Source organism: Parapedobacter defluvii (genome assembly GCF_014642075.1).
Classification (GTDB): Bacteria; Bacteroidota; Bacteroidia; order Sphingobacteriales; family Sphingobacteriaceae; genus Parapedobacter; species Parapedobacter defluvii.
Genome location: NZ_BMIK01000008.1, coordinates 107115 through 126643, shown reverse-complemented (window position 1 = coordinate 126643; position 19529 = coordinate 107115). Strand labels below are relative to the sequence as shown.

Below are 19529 nucleotides of genomic sequence, written 5' to 3'. Positions count from 1 at the left end.
CCTCAGGGGCTTATCGGCTCCGGTGAACGGCTCTTTCTTTGTTGTATGGTATATCCCATTGTCCACTCCACAAAGTCAGCTTTTCCCGCGTGGGCTTTGATGGATACACCCGCATAAGCATTTTTCCAGACTTTATAACGTGTGCCTATACGCAGAAAAACGGGCTTGATTTCGCCGTTGAAATGGTTGCGATGCACATAGACACCAATGTTACCGTTGAGGTACAACCGCTTTGTCAGCACATGATCGATATAGAATGCGGGGCCTCCTGAAAGCATGGATCCGATCTTATTGAGCGCATCGCCAGCAATTTCGGGTTGGTTACCCGAATCGGAATAAAACAGGTCTCCACCTACACCGAGGCGCCATTTGTAACCCACGGCGTAACTCCAATACATACCAACCGTAGACTTGAAATACCGTTTCCTGTTCTGCGGTTCAAATTGCTTAATACCGAAAGCGTAATGCAAATGAATCTGTCCTTTTTCATCAAGCTCGGGTAATTCGTGCTTGGTAAAATCGGGTGTCTGCCTGTAGGGAACGTAGGTCATTGTTACACTCAGGGGCAGTAGGTTAATACCCTTATTGGGCTGCCTGATTGAACCGTTGGAAAAGTGGTGGAATGATAATCCAGCTCCCAATTGGAGGTGATTGTTCAGCCGGTAATTTGCCTGTGCACCCAAGTCAATGAAGACATTCCGGTGTGTACCCAATAGGATATTCAACGGGTTATTTTCTTCATCATACGGCTCAAAATTGCTGGCCAATCCCAGCGAAATCCGATAATTAAAATCCCATCGCTTAAATCGGCCTACTTTTATAGGTGCAGCAAAGAACCCGTAAAGGGCTGTAGGCGTGCCTATCTCAGGTTTCCGAAACGTGCTGGCATAAAGCCCGATTCCATAGATCGGATAGTTGTATAGCTGATGATAGTTATCGCCTTCGGTGTCTGTCTGCCATCCAACCCGGAAGTTTATCCCGTTATAATAAATGTTTCCGAAGGATTCACGAACCTGTTTATTATTACTGATCATCCCCCCGTTTTCAATGTCCAACTGCACCAGCAGTTGCTTCCGCTTAGGGATGTTCAAATAAGGGGTATCTAGCTGGCCGCGTGGCCAGATTTGGGCTTGCAGATTGTGTAAACAACTAGCTAAAAAGCCAGCAATGATACCCCATCGGTAGAAATGAGTTATTGCTTTGATCTTATTCTGCTTTTTGTACAGGATTAAGAAATTGCCGCGAGGGCTGCGTCATAGTTGGGTTCATTGGCAATTTCCGGAACCTGTTCCGTGTAGACCACCTTTCCATTTTCGTCGATGACCACAACGGCACGACTCAACAGTCCGGCTAACGGGCCGTCGGCAATCTTCAGTTGGTAGGCATCGGAAAAATTGCTGTCCTTATACTCAGAAAGCGTCACTACATCGCTGATCCCCTCAGCAGCACAAAAACGCCCTTGAGCAAACGGCAGGTCTTTCGAGATACAAAGCACGACGGTATTGTCCAGTCCCGCAGCCTTCTGATTGAATGCTCTCACAGAAGCCGCGCAGGTTCCCGTATCGATGCTTGGGAAGATATTAAGAACAATTTTTTTACCCCGGTAATCAGTCAATGTCTTATCAGACAAGTTGCCGTCAGTCAATTTGAAATCAGGTGCCTGGTTTCCCACCGCGGGAAGCGTTCCAGTCGTATGCACTTCGGAACCTTTGAATGTGATAGTTGCCATAGTTCACTAATTTTCGGGTAATATTAGCAAATTACGATGGCATGTAAAAAGATTAATGCATTTGATTACAACCGAATGATATTACAAGAGCTGCGCAGCCATAAACTAGTTAATTTACTAAATATTCACCTATCTTTGCGCCAAAACACCGACAGCATTCATGAAGCTACCTTCGTTACCCGGTTTTGATGCGCAGGCCTTTGACAAGTACCTGAAAAATACCGGTTGGTTGCTGATGGCCCGTGTGGGATCCCTGTTCATCAAGATGCTGATCACAGCCATTGCGATCCCCAATTACCTAGGCGATGCCCAAACCGGCATTCTCAATTACCCCCTTGCGTTAATATCCTTTTTTGCAGCCGCAAGTGCATTGGGAACCGATAGCCTGGTAACCCGGCAGCTGCTGTTGCATCCGCAGCAGCACCACACCATCCTGGGTTCTGCATTTCGTCTGCGGCTACTTGCGGGACTTGCCGCCATCCCCTTGATTTATTTGGCTTACCTACTTATCAGCCACTTCGCGCCCGAACCCCCAGCAGCACCGTTGAACTATGTAACCATCGTATCGTTCATGTGCGTAGCTCAATCTGTCAACATCATCGACTGCTATTTCCAGTCCATTGCCAAAGGCAAGTATATCATGTATGTGCAGGTCGGAGCCAATCTGTTGTCGGCGCTGGTGAAACTTACCCTCATCCTCTGTAAGGCGCCCTTAGACGCTTTCATCTGGATGCTACTCGGAGACGCCGTGTTGCTATCGGTTGGATACCTCTATGTTTACCGTGCGCAGCACCACAACCCCTTCCATTGGAAGTTTGATCTGACGGTAGCCAAGAACCTTCTTAAGCATGCGTGGCCCCTAGCCCTGTCTTCGGTATTTGTAACCCTCTATATGAAGATTGACCAACTCATGTTGGACGCTTTTTGGGGGAAAGCGTCTCTGGGTGTGTATACCACGGTGGTGACCCTTAGCGAAGGCTGGTATTTTTTCCCCATGGCACTGGTGGCGGCACTGTTCCCGGCGCTTATGCACGCCCGGCGTGATGACCCGGCACGCTATCAGAAGCGGCTACAGCAACTTTACGAGCTCATGGTATTGATCAGCGGGAGTATTGCGCTGATTATCACTTTCGCAGCACCCACGATTTACCAACTACTTTATTCCAACAGGCCCGAATTCCATTCCGGTGCCCCTGCCCTTGCTATCCATATCTGGGCGGGTGTATTCGTATTTCTGGGCACCGCAAGCGGCCAATACTTGATTGCTGAAAACCTTACACGCATATCATTTCTGCGTACAGCCGTCGGTGCCGTTGCGAATATTCTACTCAACCTTTGGCTATTGCCTCGCTATGGCATGAACGGTGCCGCATTAGCTACTCTCTTAGCTTATTTTATTTCCACTTTTTCAGTACTACTCCTTCCCAAAACCCGGCAGCATGGCTTTTCCATGCTCAAAGCGCTTATATTGTGGAATACATTGAGTACTTTAGCACGCAAATCCATCAAAAAATGAAGTTTATTTATCCGATAAGCAGTTTGTTCAGCTTGCGCAAGGTCAGGTCGCTCCTTTCATTCGGTGTGAAAGGCTATTTAGCGGAGATCGGCTGGATGGAAGCCTATCGGGCACGCGTACCGCTGGATAAAAACAGGCAACCTTTGCCTTGGTTTACCTACTCGTTCATCGATTTTATGGAACCACGATTATCCGATACTTTACACGTGTTCGAATACGGTTCGGGTTATTCCACCCGTTATTTTTCGAAACGGGTAGCTTCCGTCACTTCGGCTGAGCATGACCGCGAATGGTTGGCTGCAGGGATGAAAGACAAAGCTGAAAACGTCACACTGATCCACTATGAAGGTGCCGTGGATGGCGATTATTGCCGTGCGGCAACATTACAGGGAAAAAAATTCGACGTGATATTGATCGATGGATTCGACCGCAATAATTGCTGCAAACATGCCGTTGATGCCCTCAGTGAACAAGGGGTGATTATTTTCGACGACACGGAATTGGATAAATTCCAAGAAGGAATCTCTTATCTCAAACAGGCCGGCTTCAAGATGCTACCTTTCAGCGGGATTTCCCCGGGCCTTTTCTATCGGAAAGAAACCAGTGTTTTCTATCGGTCCACCAACTGCTTTTCAATATGAGTCATGTACCGGTATTGTTGATTACATTTAACCGATTGGACACCACCCGGCGGGTATTTGAACAAGTGGCCCGATACCGCCCTGCCAGGCTTTACCTTGCCTCGGATGGCCCCCGGCCACAGGTGCAGGGCGAAAAAGAGAAAGTAGACCATGTACGTCAGTTTCTGATCGATCGCATTGATTGGGAGTGCGAGGTAAAAACGTTGTTCAGACCTGTAAACCTAGGTTGCAAGATCGCGGTGAGCGAGGCGATATCCTGGTTTTTTGAACACGAGGAGCACGGCATTATTTTGGAAGACGACTGCCTTCCCCACCTGTCTTTCTTCCCTTTTTGTGCGCAGATGCTGGATGTTTACCGGGATGACACCCGCATCATGCAGATTTCGGGCACCAATTTCATCGGCCATTATACACCCGACCCGCAGTACCCTTATTTTTTTTCAAAATACGGTGGCATATGGGGGTGGGCCAGTTGGCGCAGGGCCTGGAAGCATTTTGATCTGTCGCCCGGAAAATACCGCCAAGCCAAAGCCACCGGGATACTCAAGGGATTCTTAGGTAGTACCTATGCCTGGCGGATGTACCTCTATGAACAGGTCTTTGAAAAGAGCTTAGACACCTGGGACTACCAATGGAGCTTTTCCCGCGCAATCAATTCGGGTCTGAGCATTGTACCTGCCGTGAATCTGATCAAAAACATCGGTTTCGGAACGGACGCCTCCCACACCCACAAGGCAATAGCCGATATAGCCGATATGCAGACCGATGAACTCGATATACAGGACTTTCAATTAAACCCTTTTGTGGTAGCGGATCAGCGGTATGACGAACGGCTCATCCGCAAACTTTCCGATGGACTCTATCGCATAAAACCCTTCATCCGTAAAGCAAAAGATTTCCTGTCTTAACTCTTAACTGACTTTTCATCACACCGGGCATCGGGGCAGGACAGTACAGTGCAGTTGTTTCAAAAATGTGTATTATCTTTGTTCATCATAATTTAGGTTTATAATTGGTTAGTAAAGGTTTCCATTCTCCCCGTTTGGAAACCTTTCGTTTTTTAAACACGCTGGTAACGCAGACGTTGCCGAAAGCGGTTCACCAATAACAATCCGGCAATGAAGCCACCTATATGTGCCGCATAAGCTACACCACCTGCCTGTTCACCACCCAATGCACCGAGCCCATTGCTCACCTGAAACAGGAACCATAGACCAATTGCGATGACAGCCGGGATCGAAACAACGAAGAAAAACAACAGGAAGGTAATGCGCTTATGTGGAAAAAGCACCAAATAACCCGCCAATACTGCCGAAATAGCCCCTGATGCACCCAAACACGGCGTTAAAAGATCCTGTCCGAAAAACCACACACTCAATACGTGGGTTAAACCACTCAACACACCGCATAGCAAATAGAAAACAAGGTAACGAAAATGCCCCAAACGATCTTCTACATTGTCTCCGCATATCCACAAATAGAGCATGTTCCCTGCCAAATGCCCTACCCCACCGTGCATGAACATGGAGGTAATGAGCGTTAAAAACACAGGAATGCCTGTTGGCTGTAATCCGGGCATTTCAAAAGACTTACCCGAAATCGGATCAACAATGAGCTGATTATCGGTGACGATATCACTACCTGTCAAGATTTCTGCGGGAATGGTGGCATATGAAAATGTGAATTGGATGTTATACCCGAAACCCTGAAAAAATATAAAAACAAAGATGTTTAATCCGATTAACAAATAGTTGACAAATGGAAATGATTTCCGGTCGTGATTCTCGTCTCCAATAGGCAATAACATAGTATCTATTTTATCCGATGAAAGAGCCTCATTGAACGGCCTGTTTCAACAACGCATAGCGCGTCCGCATCTGCTTCAATTGCTTTGTATAGGCCTCATCCTCTGCAACATTATTCAGCTCGTAAGGATCTCGTTTGAGATCAAACAGCTCTTCGTAGCCATACTCCGCATACACCATATATTTGTATCTGTTGCCGATAACACCTTCCACTTTCGGGATACCGGGGCTTCCCATAAAGGTATGTTCGTAAAAGAAATCCGTTCGGGGAGGCCGCCCCTTTAACGCCGTTTGTCTGAGATCCGCTCCTTGCATTGCTACTGGAACAGGCACACCGGCATATCCGAGGATGGTCGGTGCAATATCGATATTCAGCACCATATGCGAAATGTTACCTTGGTCACCAACCAATTTGCGAGGGTCATAAATAATAAGCGGTATGCGCACCGATTCTTCATACCCAAACCATTTTCCCTGCAGGCCGTGATTACCCAAACAGAAACCGTTGTCGCCCATGAAAATGATGACTGTACGGTCATCAATGCCCAATGAAGCCAATTTTTCCCGCAGTTTACCCACTACTTCATCCACTCCGGTAATGAGCCGGTAATAATTCTTTACATTCGTTTGGTATTGTTCCTCGGTACCAAATAAACCCTCCCAACGCTTGCGGGCAATATTGCCATCGTTATGAAAAAAAGGAGGAGTCCGTTTCCAGGATTCGGTCCCTCCATTTGGCTGGGGAGGAATCGTATCCTGTTCATAGCGGCTTTTGAAGCGTTCCTGAACCTGGTATATAGGTGGATCGCCATCAAGTTCGTGAGGAGCTTTGAAACTGACAGACAAGCAAAAAGGTTTCTTTTGCACCCCATACGCATCCAAAAACCGTATTATATCCCGCGCTATGCTGTCGGTTTGATGCACATCATTTCCTGTACCGTCTTTCAACCAATAGGGTGGCTGACCGTGTTCCCAGCAAGACCAAAAATCAAAACGATCGCCAGGCGGCTGGTTGCCTACGCCATACTTACCAATAAACCCGATGTGATAACCGGCTTTCTGCAACAGCATCGGATACGTGTTTGCAAGGGCTGAATCGGAAAAATCGGTACTAAAATCATCGATTTTATGCCTGGACATATACTGCCCGCTAAGCAAGCTGGCGCGGCTTACCGCACAGATCGAAGTGGTCACATAGGCATTGCGGAAAAGGTAGCCAGCTTTAGCCATGGCATCCAGGTAGGGAGTTTGGATGATGGGATTCCCCATAGCTCCCAATGCATCTGCCCGGTGATCGTCTGTTAGCAAGAAGATAATGTTTGGCCGGTTATCCAAAACTGTCCGATCGGTTTGTGCATACACCGACACAGTTGTCAGTATGCTGAACAGCAAGAATGGCAATGGGCTATTCATGGCTTTACTTCTGATAGCGCGCCACTGCTATCTTTTTTCCAATGCTACATAATCAGCCATGATGGATAAACTTTCTTCTTGGATAAAATCGAGGCCCTCATTCACATCAGGCGCAACTACCCCTCCCAACGAGGTGGTCATATTCATCTGTTGAAGCGCGTCTGTACGGCTTTTACTCTTCAATCGGCTATCCTCTCGTTCTTTCTTCAATTTATCTTCTTGAAGTGTTACACTGGTTTCCGATTCCTGTTTCTGCATGGTATCAATGTCTTCCAGCAAAAATTTGTAGGCCTGCGAACTATCCATCCGGGCCTGGTGCATTTTGCTGAGTTGGGTGATGATCGGCTTCAAATCGGCAACCGGCGCAAAATCTGTGGCTTTGATCTGATCCCAGGGCAACGCAGACGGCTCGGAACTCTCACCGTATTTCTCAGCGGAATACAACGATGGAAATACAATATCAGGCTCTACCCCCTTGTGTTGGGTGCTGCTACCCGTAATCCGATAAAATTTAGCTAAGGTAATGTTAATCTGTCCGAACTGGGGTGCACCGGCCGGCAGACCGTCATCGCCGTCAGCCTGTGCCTTCAGCAACAGCCGATCGGTAGGACTGATCACGCGGCTCATGTCAATAGCGGACTGTACGGTCCCCTTTCCATAAGACTGTGATCCTAAAATAACGCCTCTGCCATAATCCTGGATGGCTGCTGCGAAAATTTCAGACGCGGAGGCACTGAAGCGATTGATGATAACCCCTAACGGGCCATCCCATACCACGCCATTTTCGCGGTCGCTGTTTACCTCGACTTGGTTCCGGGTATCACGTACCTGTACTACGGGTCCGTTGTCAATAAACAGCCCTGTCAATTCTATGGATTCCTGCAGCGAGCCCCCTCCGTTAAACCGTAGGTCCATCACCACAGCATCTACATTTTTCTGTTTCAGTGAATCAAGTAACAGCCGGACATCGCGGGTAGTACTCTTGTAATTGGGATCATTTTTACGGTAGGCCTCAAAATCAATATAGAACTTGGGTAGGCTGATAATGCCGACACGATACGTCTTTCCATCGTCTCCCTTTACTTCCTTGATTTCGCTCTTGGCCGATTCGTCTTCAATCACTACCCGATCCCGGGTGAGTGATACGATTTTGGGTTCCGCAGTAAGCTCTTCACCGGCAGGAATTACCTTTAACCGCACTATGGTACCCTTGGGGCCCTTAATCTTTGACACCGCATGATCCAGTTTCCAGCCGATAATGTCTTCAAACTCCCCATCTTTTCCCTGTGCAACAGCAATGATACGGTCATCGATTTTCAAGGCCTTTTCTTTGTATACAGGCCCGCCCACGATGATATCGGCCACCTTCACCATTTCGTTTTCCATGGACAGCCGGGCACCGATGCCTTCAAATGTATTGGCCATATCTTCGTTAAACCGCTGTGCGAAATAAGGATTGAAATAGCTCGTATGCGGGTCGATTGCATCCGTAAGTGCCGTCATAATAACCTGAAACGCCTCGTTGTTATCGGTCTTTTTGGCCATCGAAATGAGATTCTTATACCGATTTGTCAACGTTTCCTTTTGTTTAGCTGTAGCTGAGTCGGTACTACCACCGCTAAGCCGTAAATTCAACAAGTCATATTTTACCCGCTTGCGCCATTGGTCGTTTGCCTCTGCTTCCGACGCAAACCACGCTTCTTTCTCTCGATTGTAAATATACTGTTCGTCTACGGAAAAATCGTGCGGTGCGTTGACCTGTGTCAAGGCATAATCCAACCGTTCCAGGTAACGCTTCATATACACGTTAAACACGTGATAAGCCGCGCTCAGATCGCCATTCCGGAAATCTTCTCCCAATGAATTCCTATACTGCTCAAATCCGTCAATATCCGACTGCATCAGGTAGTTCTTTCCTTGGTCTACCGCTTTGATCAGATTGTCAAAAATCACAGACGAAATAGAATCACTAAAAGGTACCTTCTTATAACTTATCGATTCAAATAGCCCCACCACATCCTTTGCAATAACGGCATGCTGTGCCGTTGGTTTCAAGGCTCCGGTTTCTGCATCGAGGTTCACTCTCGGCTTGGACCCACAGGCTGCTATCGCCACCACAAACAGTGCAAAAAGCACTTTCTTCAACATATTCTCCATCTTCTTAATTAAGCCGCTAAATTTAATCAAAAAACTGCTAATCTATAGTACACCCTTGCCTCTCATTTTGTTTCCCGGTGGTGTCAGTTATCCACAGGTTTCTCCCCTTTGAACAGGATATTTTTGAGTGTGTCATATCGGTTGAGTGCCGAGGCTGCCCCATTGTAGTCGCCCGCTTGATGGTACAAGCTTCCCAGTGCATCCTGAATGGCCAGCTGCATTCCCATGATATGATCTTTTTTTGCCAGGTCGTCTGCTACTTTGTACTCTTCAATGGCCACCCGCGGATTGCCCGAATGCTTCTTTGTTTCCGCCAGGTTGAAGATGATTTCGGGGAGCTGATCCATGATACCCTCTTTGTCAACGATCGTCTTGGCCTGCACCAAAAACCATTGGGCTTCAGGGTATTTGTGTTGGAGGGTATAGATATCGGCCAACGTGCGATAAGCAGAAGCACGGCCAGCTTCATCTTTTGCCCTGCGGAACAACGGCACTACTTTGCGAATAATATCCCGCTCCGCTTCGGGTGAAAACCCCATTTTAGCCTTTACGAGCGCCAGCTCCATGAGCGCTTCAGCCTGCCGTGCAGTGCTCCCGCTCTTGACCGCCCGGTCGTACAATTGCTGACGTAAGGCATGTGCTTTATCCAGTTGTCCCAAATACTCGTATGTTACGGCAAGATTATGTGCTATCGTTTCCCAATCGAATTGGTTACCGGCCGCCTGTTTGGCTTTCATTGCCTTTTCGAAAAACTCAACAGCCAAATCAAATGCCCCCAATGCAACGTATTCCATGGCCAAACGATTTTCCGTATCAGCCTGTATTCCCGCCCGTTCGACCGCACCTGTACGATCTATTTCCATCAATAGTTTGCCTTCGATACTGGAAGTCTGGGTTTCGGCAACGGGTATGTATTTTGCCAACACACGACCGTTTCCGGTCATGTCTAATCGGTGGTAATATTTCATTCTACTGACATATTCTTCCACCATCGCTGAATCAATTTCCTTTTCGGCGTAGCGATCATCCAGCAATTCCTCCGCTGACTTCGGCGGTGGGAGAAAATAGACCGGGGGGCCTATTCCCCGAAATGTACTGTCATATTTGGATACCACGCCGGAGAAATCCGCGTGCTGCTGGGCAAAACCGCAATTCAATACACCGCACAAAAAGAAACAAAAGCATATAACGTGGGTAAACAGCCCTTGTTTTAACTTCATATAAAATTCCAATCTGCGCACTAAGATAAGAATTCTTCCTCACTTTTCTACATAACCTCACAATCCTGTTACGTTTCCGTCCGCCGTTATGGAGGCTCAATCGACTTTTTTGACTTGCGTACACCGAGCAATTTAATTATTTTTGCTAAAAAATATGGCAACACGGATTCCCTTGGCGGAGCGTATGCGCCCCACGACGATTGAAGACTACGTAGGACAACAGCACATCATCGGTGAAGGGGCTGTGTTGCGCAACGCTATTCAGCAAAACAACATTCCCTCCATGATTCTTTGGGGGCCACCGGGTGTTGGCAAAACCACATTGGCTTTTATCATCTCCAAGCAGCTAAAGCGAACCTTTTTCAGCCTCAGCGCCATCAACTCGGGCGTAAAAGATGTACGGGAAGTAATTGATAAGGCTGAACAGCTCCAAAATTTTCAACAGGAGCAACCCATCCTGTTCATCGACGAGATACACCGCTTTTCGAAATCGCAACAGGATTCCTTGTTGGGTGCCGTGGAAAGAGGATTGGTTACGCTGATCGGAGCAACGACCGAAAATCCTTCCTTTGAAGTCATCTCCGCCTTGCTCTCCCGCTGCCAGGTGTACGTACTGGAACATTTAACGGAAGACGAACTGGTGGGCATCATTGACAAGGCATTATCGGAGGATCAATACCTCAGCAAACTGTCCGTTACCGTAAAAGAATACGGAGCCTTACTGCGGCTCTCAGGCGGCGATGCCCGCAAGCTGCTGAATGTACTTGAATTGGTGGTGAATGCTGCGGGAGAACAACCCCTGGAAATCACCAATGACTTTGTGCTCAAGCAGGTACAGCAAAACATGGCTATCTATGATAAGACGGGTGAACAGCATTACGACATCATTTCGGCCTTTATCAAATCCATCCGGGGTAGCGATCCGAATGCGGCGGTGTATTGGCTGGCCCGTATGATTGAAGGTGGGGAAGACCCGCTCTTTATCGCCCGTAGGTTACTTATTCTTGCCTCGGAGGATATCGGCAACGCCAATCCGAATGCACTGCTGCTTGCCAATAATTGCTTTCAGGCGGTGAATGTGATCGGCTGGCCCGAATCCCGCATTATCCTTTCGCAGACCGTTACGTACCTGGCATCATCCGCCAAAAGCAATGCTGCTTACCAAGCCATTAACAAGGCACAGGCCCTGGTTAAGCAGACGGGCGATTTGTCTGTTCCATTGCACATCCGCAATGCCCCAACTAAACTGATGAAACAGTTGAATTACGGAAAAGATTATCAGTATGCCCACGATTACGAAGGAAATTTTGTAAGTCAGGAGTTTATGCCTGACAGTCTGAGCGGCACGAAACTTTATGATCCGGGAAAAAATCCTGCCGAGGAAAAACTACGCGAAAAATTACGGCAAAACTGGAAAGACAAATATGGATATTAAGTCATTCGTGATCACGGGCGACGGTTCGAAAACCCTGTATCATGCCGGAATCGGCGAGCACTACCACTCCCGGCATGGTGCAGTACAGGAAAGCAAGCATGTTTTTGTCGGCATGGGATTGTCTTATTTTTTGGAGTTGAACCACCCGAAAGCGGTGTCCGTGCTGGAAATCGGACTGGGTACAGGGCTCAATTTTTTGTTGAGTGCCGACTATTGTGCGGGAGTCGACGTTCAGCTTGACTATGTAGGCGTTGAAGCCTACCCGCTATCGGCAGAAATGGTTGCACAGACCGGCTATGGACAGTATATATCATCCAGCTTATGGTATTCTTTTCTTGCGCAGTATACGGATAGCTGGCACAACACACAAACGTTAGCCGCGGATTGCCTGCTAACCGGCATACACCAGGAAATATTACAGTTTACTACCGATAAACGGTTTGACATTTTGTATTTCGATGCGTTTGCCGCAGTTCGGCAACCGGAAATGTGGACAGCGGAAACGTTACAGCACGTTGCCGGCTTTTTGAAAGCGGAGGGCGTATTTGTAACTTATGCCATCACAGGACATTTGAAACGAACGCTGAGGGAACTGGGCTTTACGGTCGAAAAAGTGCCCGGAGCACCCGGTAAGAGAGAAATGCTCCGAGCCATTAAAATTTAATAATTAGTGATGATGCGAGCCATCTGGACCATGCGAATGGCCGTGTGCCAATTCATCTGCCGTTGCTTCACGTACGGATAATACTTCAATGGAAAAATGCAGATTTTGACCCGCCATTGGATGATTCAGGTCAACCACTACCACTTCCGGGCTTACCTCGGTCACCTTACCCCGGAATTGATTCCCCTGGTTATCCTGCAAAGGTAGAATCTGCCCCACGGCGGGAACACCACTTTCCTTGAACATATCAATGGGCAGCGTAGCAATTGCCTGCTCATTAATTTCGCCATATGCATCTTCTGCGGCCAGCTCAAAGTCGGTCGTGTCTCCGGCTTCAAGCCCGGCAATATTTTCTTCGAATTTTGGCAGCATCATGCCCACACCGAACAGAAAGTCCAGGGGATTGTCCCGGCCAGCTTCTTCAACGAATGTTCTTTCTCCATTTTCCACGGTGTGGAGTTTGTAGGTCAGCGTAACAACGCTGTTGGGTTCAATAGTCATCTTTGTTTTAAAATTGAGGGACATACAATGCCCCAGTTATCATTGTGTAATTAATTGCAATAATGCGTCGACGTTGTCAACAGGCAGGCTGCATGTTTTACCGTGGCACACATACGCCTGGACCGTATCCCTTACCCTTCCTGTTAACAAAGGAAGGCCTTCATTTGTTCCGCCCAAAATTAATTTATTGGGAATGTAGGCAGTATCCAATTCCCGCCGTATCATCTGCCATCCTGGTCCGGTAATTAGTATTTCATAACAACCGAACACCTCTTCTAGTAACTGAATTGCCCAGTTGGAATATGCCGAGCCATATGCGGCCATCTGCGGAACAACATTGGCCAATACTTGTGAGGCAACATCCGTATACCGCTGCTCGTCAAAAATCAGGCCCAACCTATTCAGTGATCTTACGATACTTGAAGTGGAAGATGGGATGACATTATCCATTACCTCTTGCTTACGGGCGATAAGCTGTTCGGCAAGCGCCGAAGTGTAGTAGAATGAAGTGGTCGGTCTGTCATAAAAATGATCCAGCACGTAATTCAATAAACGTTTTGCTTCGTACAACCAGGTTTCGTCAAACGTCGCTTCATAGAGTGCGACATAGGCTTCTAGGCAAAAAGCATAATCATCCAGAAACCCCCTAAGTAACTTACCATTTGTCGCCGGTTGATGCAACAGCCCTCCGTCATCGGCATAGAGGTATTGACGGATAAATGCTGCGTTGTTCAACGCACAATCTAGGTACTCCGATACATCAAATACGCGAAATGCATCAACAAACCCTTTAAGCATCAATGCATTCCAAGAGGTCAGCTGCTTATTGTCCAGGCCCGGTCGCACCCGTTTGTTTCGGTAATCTAGCAGCATTTGTTTGCCCGCTGCTAGATAAGTACTCCATTCCTCGGCGGAAAAACCCGCTTCTTGTGCCATTTTGTCTGCATCGACATCGATTTTCAGCACGTTCGTATGTTCCTCTTCCCAGTTTCCGGTTTCGGTAACTCCAAAGTAGCGAATAAATAATTCGGCATCTTCACCCAATACATGCTCAATTTCAGCCCTTTGGAAGGTATAGAACTTTCCTTCTACTCCCTCGCTGTCGGCATCTAGTGCACAGTAAAACCCCCTTTGGGGACTGGTCATTTCGCGCTGCACCCATTCCAGTGTTTCGGTTACCACCCGTTTATACTGTTCAGTAGGCCGGTGCTGCCATGCTTCCGTATACAGGCTGACCAATTGAGCATTGTCATAGAGCATCTTTTCAAAATGCGGGATATGCCACCGGCCATCCACCGAATACCGCGCAAATCCTCCTCCTACATGATCATAAATACCTCCGGAAGCAATCTTCCGTAAGGTAAGATGTACCTGTTCTATGATTTCAGGATCTTTTGTCAACACACCATACCGCAGCAAAAACAACCAATTGTTGGGCATGGGGAATTTAGGTACGCGTCTATGCCCACCTTCCTCCTTGTCAAAAAGGCGCCGCCACGGCGAGACAATGGCTTCCAAATCGGGTAAGCTATAGGTTTCGGGAATCCTGCTTATCGGCAGTTGTTCACTCTGCTGGATGCCCTCGGTGAGCCGTTGCGCATAATCTATTGCCACCTCCGGTTGTTCCCGCCACATTTCGGCCAGCTGCAGGAGTACGTTTTTCCAGTCGGCCGGCCTGAAATAGGTGCCTCCATAAATCGGTCTACTGTCCGGCAAGCAAATGCAGTTGAGCGGCCATCCTCCTTGGTTGGTCATGAGTTGCACTGCAATCATGTAAAGCTGGTCGATATCCGGCCGCTCTTCGCGATCTACTTTGATGGATACGAAATACCGGTTCATCACCGCAGCGATGTCTTCGTCCTCAAAACTTTCGCGCTCCATCACATGGCACCAGTGACAGGCTGAATAGCCGATGCTGACAATAATTAATTTGTTTTCTGCACGGGCTTTCGCTAATGCTTCCTCTCCCCAGGGATACCACTCAACGGGATTATGCTGATGTTGCAACAGATAGGGGGACGTTTCGTTATGGAGCCGATTAGCCATGTGGAGGTAAAGGTAAGCTTTTTATTTTTTATGGGATGCGCTATGCTTCCTGCTTCGGGTAGGTAAACCATAGCTGACTGCCTAAGCCGCCGCTAATGGACGCCCAATTGTCAGCGCTATCGAACCGGATATGTACCAATCCACATGGGGGGAGATTATAAATCTGCTCATCGGTAAGGTAGTTGATTAACAACGTAAGCCCCGGATTATGCCCGAAAAGGGCAACACTGTGGTAGCGATCGTCAAACTCACCAATGACCTTCAGCAGGGTTGCGGGCAACGCTTCGTAAATACGGGCATCGGTTTGGATGGCACCAATCGGTATTTCTAATTGGCTTGCAAATAATTGCGCAGTAGTCAAAGCTCGTTTTGCAGGGCTGCTCACCAACAATTCTGGCTTGGTCGCGTATGCCTTCAATCGTTCCGCTATTTTCGGGGCGTCCGTAAATCCGCGCGTGTTAAGGGGCCGATCGAAGTCGCTGACGTCGAAGCTCCAATCTGATTTTGCATGTCTGATCACGAACAAATCCCTAGCCATGGGAAAATGGTTACAATAATCATGCCCATCGGACATTTACAAAGTTCACCCTTAAACGGTGCGTATACCTACCATTTTCTTGAGGCCTCGCTTAAATGATTTGCGAAAGCGTTTAAATTCCGCCTTGAAAATACGACGTTTTTTCTTTTGTTTTACCTCAGGCGATATTCGGTCGAGTATATTCAGCAGGACATCGGCAGATGCCACAACATCCAGTTTCTCTTCAGCGATTTCTCGAAGGCGTTCGCCGTCACAGGCATTATACTTTTCAAATTCTGCTGCCAACTCGTTTTCCGTATATATATGATTCCGGAAACGACCGGAACAATTAGCCTGCACAAACGAATTAAATAAGTCCGGATACAGGTACCCATCCCCTTTGTTGCCGTTGTACACCCGATAGTCAAAGACGACACATGGACGGCCGCAGGCCATTGCATCGTAGATGGAACGCCCAATCCCCACCACCATATCGGCTTTATTGATTTCCCGTTCAATTGTGAAATTCGGGTTTATATGCTTGTGGAACGACACGAATTCCAACCCTAATTTGTTGCACACATTCTGCAACATTGCGTTGCCCTCCTCACTTTGACAAAGCGACAGCACCTTCTTTAACTGTTCATTGGGAGGGGTCATCGGCCGCTTTTGCTCCAGGTCAAGCCCATTAAGCACCAATCGGTTTGGGAAGCCCTTGCTATCTAAACTATCGCATATTTCTCTGGAAATTCCTACGTGATAATCTGCATATATCGAGGGAAATTCCAGCTCAAGGATCGCACCATGACAAATTTGGATAATCGGACCTTTTCCACGCAATGCGTCTACGGTAACATTGTGCGTGGTAAGGATCAAGTCGTAACGTTCTTTGCTCAAATGACGTACACCAAGTTCATTCCTGACATAGTCGGACAACCTCCCTTGTACCATGGCAAAGAACTCCACATCTACATCGTCTCGCTGTTTTAATTGTTTGATGAGATCACAGGTATACAACTCCGCACCGCCGACGCGGTCTAAGGAGTAGATACCCACCAATACTGTTTTTTTCGCTTGCAATACTCGTCCTCACAAAAGCAATTTGGTGAATTCTGCTTAATAGGGGCACAAACAACAGGCCAAAGGGAAGGTTTGCAACGCGAAAATTACATAATATTGAGTTCGTACAGCAAATCATTCGGACATGCATCACCGCCAACGGGCGTTGCTTTTCTGAACAGGTTTAACTACTGAAACTTTTTCACACCCAACGCTTTCAACCAACGAAATCCTTTCGATGATTGTATCCTTTTCAGGATTTGCAGTGTGTGTTCGTGCTGTTCATAGTCGTCGAGAAAACGCCCAAAATGCTTCCGCAGAAATTGCCGGCGTTCGCGGTTAATTTGCTCAAAATTTACCGGATCGGAGCTCATCCCATTCATATCGAATGTACCAACAACGTCGGGGATATACTTAACAGACACGTTTTCCTTTACGATAACTTTGGTAAAAAAGGCCCAGTCAGCGACAATTTTGTATTCGGTTTCATATAATCCATATTTTTCAAATAAATCGCTGCGGATAAAGGTAGAAAGGTGTCCGATTGTTTGGTTCAAAAAATGCCCAAACGTCAATTTTTCAGGAAAATAATGGATCCTATACGTATCGGTCCATACTTGCTTTAGGTTACCGTAAATAATGGCCTCCCCCGTAAGTTTCGGCATTGCATTTTCAATAACCGTATGATCGAACAGCTGATCGCCGCTGTTGAGAAAAAGCAAATAACTGCCTGTTGCCAATGCGATGCCTTTGTTCATTGCATCGTATACTCCCGTGTCCTTTTCCGAAATCCACCTGTCGATAAAAGAAGTATTCTGCATTAACGCTACACTTCCGTCGGTAGAGGAACCATCTATTACAATGTATTCAAAGTCCTGACAAGATTGATTAGCAATGGATGCCAATGTCTTTGAAAGCCCTTCTTTATTGTTAAGATTGACCGTAATGATGGATAATTGATGGTTTGTTTTCAATTTGTTATTCGTTTGCAACGGTTATCATTAATAGGTAGATGGGCTATCCAGATTACCATCCTCGTCAAATTTCCACGAGGCGGATTCCGAGGATGTTTGCATGTAATAACGCTGTTCTTCCGAAAGGTTTTTCGGATCAAGATACCAACCCATGTGTTTACTGGTGAAGTTTCCACCAAGCCGGATGGCTTCATAAAACCGCCTCATTTTTGCGTTAAATTTTGATGGATACTTTGGCTTGTAGAGCGCAAAGGTCGTATCAATGTCTGCATGGAATACGTCCTTTTCCAATTCGTCTGTCCAATACTGCCGTTCCCAGTTTAATACTTTTTCTTTTAGCGGAAAATAGTCCGGAATGGTATCAATTTCCAGGGCAAATCCTACTTTTTGTATTCCGAAGTGGTATTTATCCATTTTCTTTAACATAACTTCCATAAAATTGGAAGGAAGCTTCGGATTGGGTAAAATATCCGGATCAGTGATCACATAATATCCCTGTCCATATTTTTGCTGTAGCTGTTCATGCTCGAAAAAAACCATATGGCCATAATTTTCCGGCATGATTTCTACCGTAACGGTTCTCTTTATCGTTTCATAATAATCTAAAAGGGGAGGGTAACTTGAGTTGTTATCTATGATAACAATGTTTTTCAGTTTTCTATCCTGAAGAAATGTTACCAAATTCTTCAGATTGGTGAGTTGATTAAAGTTTATAATAATAACCGGAATAGTTAAGGGATTTTTCCGTTGCATACCTACCAGCTTATTAAAAGCGTGGATATAATAGTATTGTATATGATAGCGTATAAAGTGTTTTATTTTTTTTGTTGTTTTACCCATTACAGTTGTATAACGTCCCGGTGTCAGCAATTGCTACTCAACCGTAAAAACAAGCGACAAGTGCAGTCAAAGATAACTAACCCTTCGTAAAGATCGCAACGATGCTAAGGAAGATACAGGTACGAGCTAACAATTCTTACCAAAAATTCGTTATTTTTGCAGGAATACGCCATGAGATCGTTTACAAGATTCGAAGTTTAAGCGCAATATGCACATCAGTTCGTCACTTATCATATCGACTTACAATTGGCCGGAAGCGCTTGATTTGTGTTTAAAAAGCGTACTGGACCAACACCAGCTTCCCGATGAAATTATCATTGCGGATGATGGCTCGGGGGACGAAACCCGGGCGCTCATTCAACGGTATCAGAACGACTCACCCAAACCCATCAAACATGTGTGGCATTCAGACGAGGGTTTCCGCAAGACGATTATCCTGAACACAGCAGTTAAGGAGGCAAAGGGTGCGTACCTCATACAAATAGATGGAGACATCATCGTCCATCCCGAGTTTGTGCGTGATCACTTAAGCGTGGCGAAACAGGGACAATTTATCCGGGGAAGCCGTGCCATGCTCGACAGTTCCACAACGCGGCATGCCCTACAAGTGCGGCGGACACACTTCGGCCCTTTTTCAAAAGGAGTTAAGCACCGCTTAAACGCCCTGCACATCCCCGCTCTTTCGTCCTTTATTCGAACGGACCCATACAATCCGGCTGACGTCAAGGGTTGCAATATGGCCTACTGGAAATCGGATTTTGTCTTGGTCAACGGCTACAATAATGACTTGACTGGGTGGGGTCATGAAGACATCGAACTTGCTGCTCGGTTCGTGAACAACGGTATCCGAAAACGTCACCTGAAATGGGCTGCAGTCTGCTTCCACATCGACCACCCGCACAACTCCCGCGCAAACGAATCGGCCAACAAAGCGGTATACGAACGGGTGCTCTCCTCGGGTACCAAACAATGTACCAATGGCTATAATTCAACCCTGAACCAACCACAATGA

General features: G+C 46.9%; 18 protein-coding genes. 6 read left to right on the top strand and 12 right to left on the bottom strand.

Annotated elements, in window-relative coordinates; translation table 11 throughout:
• Window positions 1–2 precede the first annotated feature (2 nt).
• Window positions 3–1091 (bottom strand): acyloxyacyl hydrolase, encoded by a 1089-nt coding sequence (locus IEX60_RS13000; protein WP_188751298.1) that lies wholly within the window; start codon window positions 1089–1091, stop codon window positions 3–5.
• A gap of 137 nt (window positions 1092–1228) precedes the next feature.
• Complete coding sequence (gene tpx / locus IEX60_RS12995) at window positions 1229–1729, bottom strand: thiol peroxidase (protein WP_188751296.1); 501 nt, start codon at window positions 1727–1729, stop codon at window positions 1229–1231.
• Between the two features lie 160 nt (window positions 1730–1889).
• Between tpx and IEX60_RS12990 the strand changes: the two genes are divergently transcribed.
• Genes IEX60_RS12990 through IEX60_RS12980 form a run of 3 tightly spaced genes read left to right on the top strand, consistent with a single transcriptional unit; the run spans window position 1890 to window position 4794 of the window.
• Window positions 1890–3245, top strand: a complete 1356-nt coding sequence (locus IEX60_RS12990) for a flippase (RefSeq protein WP_188751294.1) — start codon at window positions 1890–1892, stop codon at window positions 3243–3245.
• Window positions 3242–3886, top strand: a complete 645-nt coding sequence (locus tag IEX60_RS12985) for an O-methyltransferase (RefSeq protein ID WP_188751292.1) — start codon at window positions 3242–3244, stop codon at window positions 3884–3886. The genes IEX60_RS12990 and IEX60_RS12985 overlap by 4 nt, the downstream gene beginning before the upstream one ends.
• Window positions 3883–4794: a nucleotide-diphospho-sugar transferase gene (locus IEX60_RS12980; protein ID WP_188751289.1), complete on the top strand. Its 912-nt coding sequence runs from the start codon at window positions 3883–3885 to the stop codon at window positions 4792–4794. The genes IEX60_RS12985 and IEX60_RS12980 overlap by 4 nt, the downstream gene beginning before the upstream one ends.
• Before the next feature lie 152 nt (window positions 4795–4946).
• On the opposite strand, the gene IEX60_RS12975 is transcribed toward IEX60_RS12980, so the two are convergent.
• From IEX60_RS12975 to IEX60_RS12960, 4 genes are all read right to left on the bottom strand, one after another.
• Window positions 4947–5693, bottom strand: a complete 747-nt coding sequence (locus tag IEX60_RS12975; protein WP_188751288.1) for a rhomboid family intramembrane serine protease — start codon at window positions 5691–5693, stop codon at window positions 4947–4949.
• Between the two features lie 28 nt (window positions 5694–5721).
• Window positions 5722–7104, bottom strand: a complete 1383-nt coding sequence (locus tag IEX60_RS12970) for a sulfatase family protein (protein WP_188751286.1) — start codon at window positions 7102–7104, stop codon at window positions 5722–5724.
• Window positions 7105–7131: 27 nt separating this feature from the next.
• The gene (locus tag IEX60_RS12965; protein WP_308420751.1) at window positions 7132–9261 is read right to left on the bottom strand and encodes a carboxy terminal-processing peptidase; all 2130 of its coding nucleotides are present in this window, start codon (window positions 9259–9261) and stop codon (window positions 7132–7134) included.
• 83 nt (window positions 9262–9344) lie between these two features.
• The gene (locus IEX60_RS12960; RefSeq protein ID WP_188751283.1) at window positions 9345–10481 is read right to left on the bottom strand and encodes a tetratricopeptide repeat protein; all 1137 of its coding nucleotides are present in this window, start codon (window positions 10479–10481) and stop codon (window positions 9345–9347) included.
• A 154-nt stretch (window positions 10482–10635) separates the two neighbouring features.
• Between IEX60_RS12960 and IEX60_RS12955 the strand changes: the two genes are divergently transcribed.
• Together IEX60_RS12955 and mnmC2 are read left to right on the top strand one after the other, a co-directional pair.
• A complete protein-coding gene (locus IEX60_RS12955) occupies window positions 10636–11916 on the top strand; it encodes a replication-associated recombination protein A (protein ID WP_188751281.1) in 1281 nt (426 codons plus the stop codon).
• Window positions 11906–12580 carry a tRNA (5-methylaminomethyl-2-thiouridine)(34)-methyltransferase MnmC2 gene (mnmC2, locus tag IEX60_RS12950; protein WP_188751279.1) on the top strand — a complete coding sequence of 225 codons (675 nt, stop codon included), beginning with the start codon at window positions 11906–11908 and terminating at the stop codon, window positions 12578–12580. Before IEX60_RS12955 ends, mnmC2 begins: the two co-directional genes overlap by 11 nt.
• Before the next feature lie 3 nt (window positions 12581–12583).
• Here mnmC2 and IEX60_RS12945 read toward each other — a convergent pair whose 3' ends face one another.
• From IEX60_RS12945 to IEX60_RS12920, 6 genes are all read right to left on the bottom strand, one after another.
• On the bottom strand, window positions 12584–13081 hold the full coding sequence (locus IEX60_RS12945; protein WP_188751277.1) for an FKBP-type peptidyl-prolyl cis-trans isomerase: 498 nt from the start codon (window positions 13079–13081) through the stop codon (window positions 12584–12586).
• A gap of 39 nt (window positions 13082–13120) precedes the next feature.
• Window positions 13121–15127 (bottom strand): thioredoxin domain-containing protein, encoded by a 2007-nt coding sequence (locus IEX60_RS12940; RefSeq protein WP_188751276.1) that lies wholly within the window; start codon window positions 15125–15127, stop codon window positions 13121–13123.
• 40 nt (window positions 15128–15167) lie between these two features.
• Window positions 15168–15665, bottom strand: a complete 498-nt coding sequence (locus IEX60_RS12935) for a SixA phosphatase family protein (protein WP_188751275.1) — start codon at window positions 15663–15665, stop codon at window positions 15168–15170.
• Between the two features lie 51 nt (window positions 15666–15716).
• On the bottom strand, window positions 15717–16700 hold the full coding sequence (locus tag IEX60_RS12930) for a glycosyltransferase family protein (protein ID WP_188751274.1): 984 nt from the start codon (window positions 16698–16700) through the stop codon (window positions 15717–15719).
• A gap of 191 nt (window positions 16701–16891) precedes the next feature.
• Window positions 16892–17677 carry a glycosyltransferase family 2 protein gene (locus IEX60_RS12925; protein ID WP_188751273.1) on the bottom strand — a complete coding sequence of 262 codons (786 nt, stop codon included), beginning with the start codon at window positions 17675–17677 and terminating at the stop codon, window positions 16892–16894.
• 27 nt (window positions 17678–17704) lie between these two features.
• A complete protein-coding gene (locus IEX60_RS12920) occupies window positions 17705–18238 on the bottom strand; it encodes a hypothetical protein (RefSeq protein ID WP_188751272.1) in 534 nt (177 codons plus the stop codon).
• Window positions 18239–18725: 487 nt separating this feature from the next.
• On the opposite strand from IEX60_RS12920, the gene IEX60_RS12915 reads away from it, so the two are divergent.
• Entirely contained in the window at window positions 18726–19529 is an 804-nt protein-coding gene (locus IEX60_RS12915; RefSeq protein WP_188751271.1) for a glycosyltransferase family 2 protein, read from the top strand.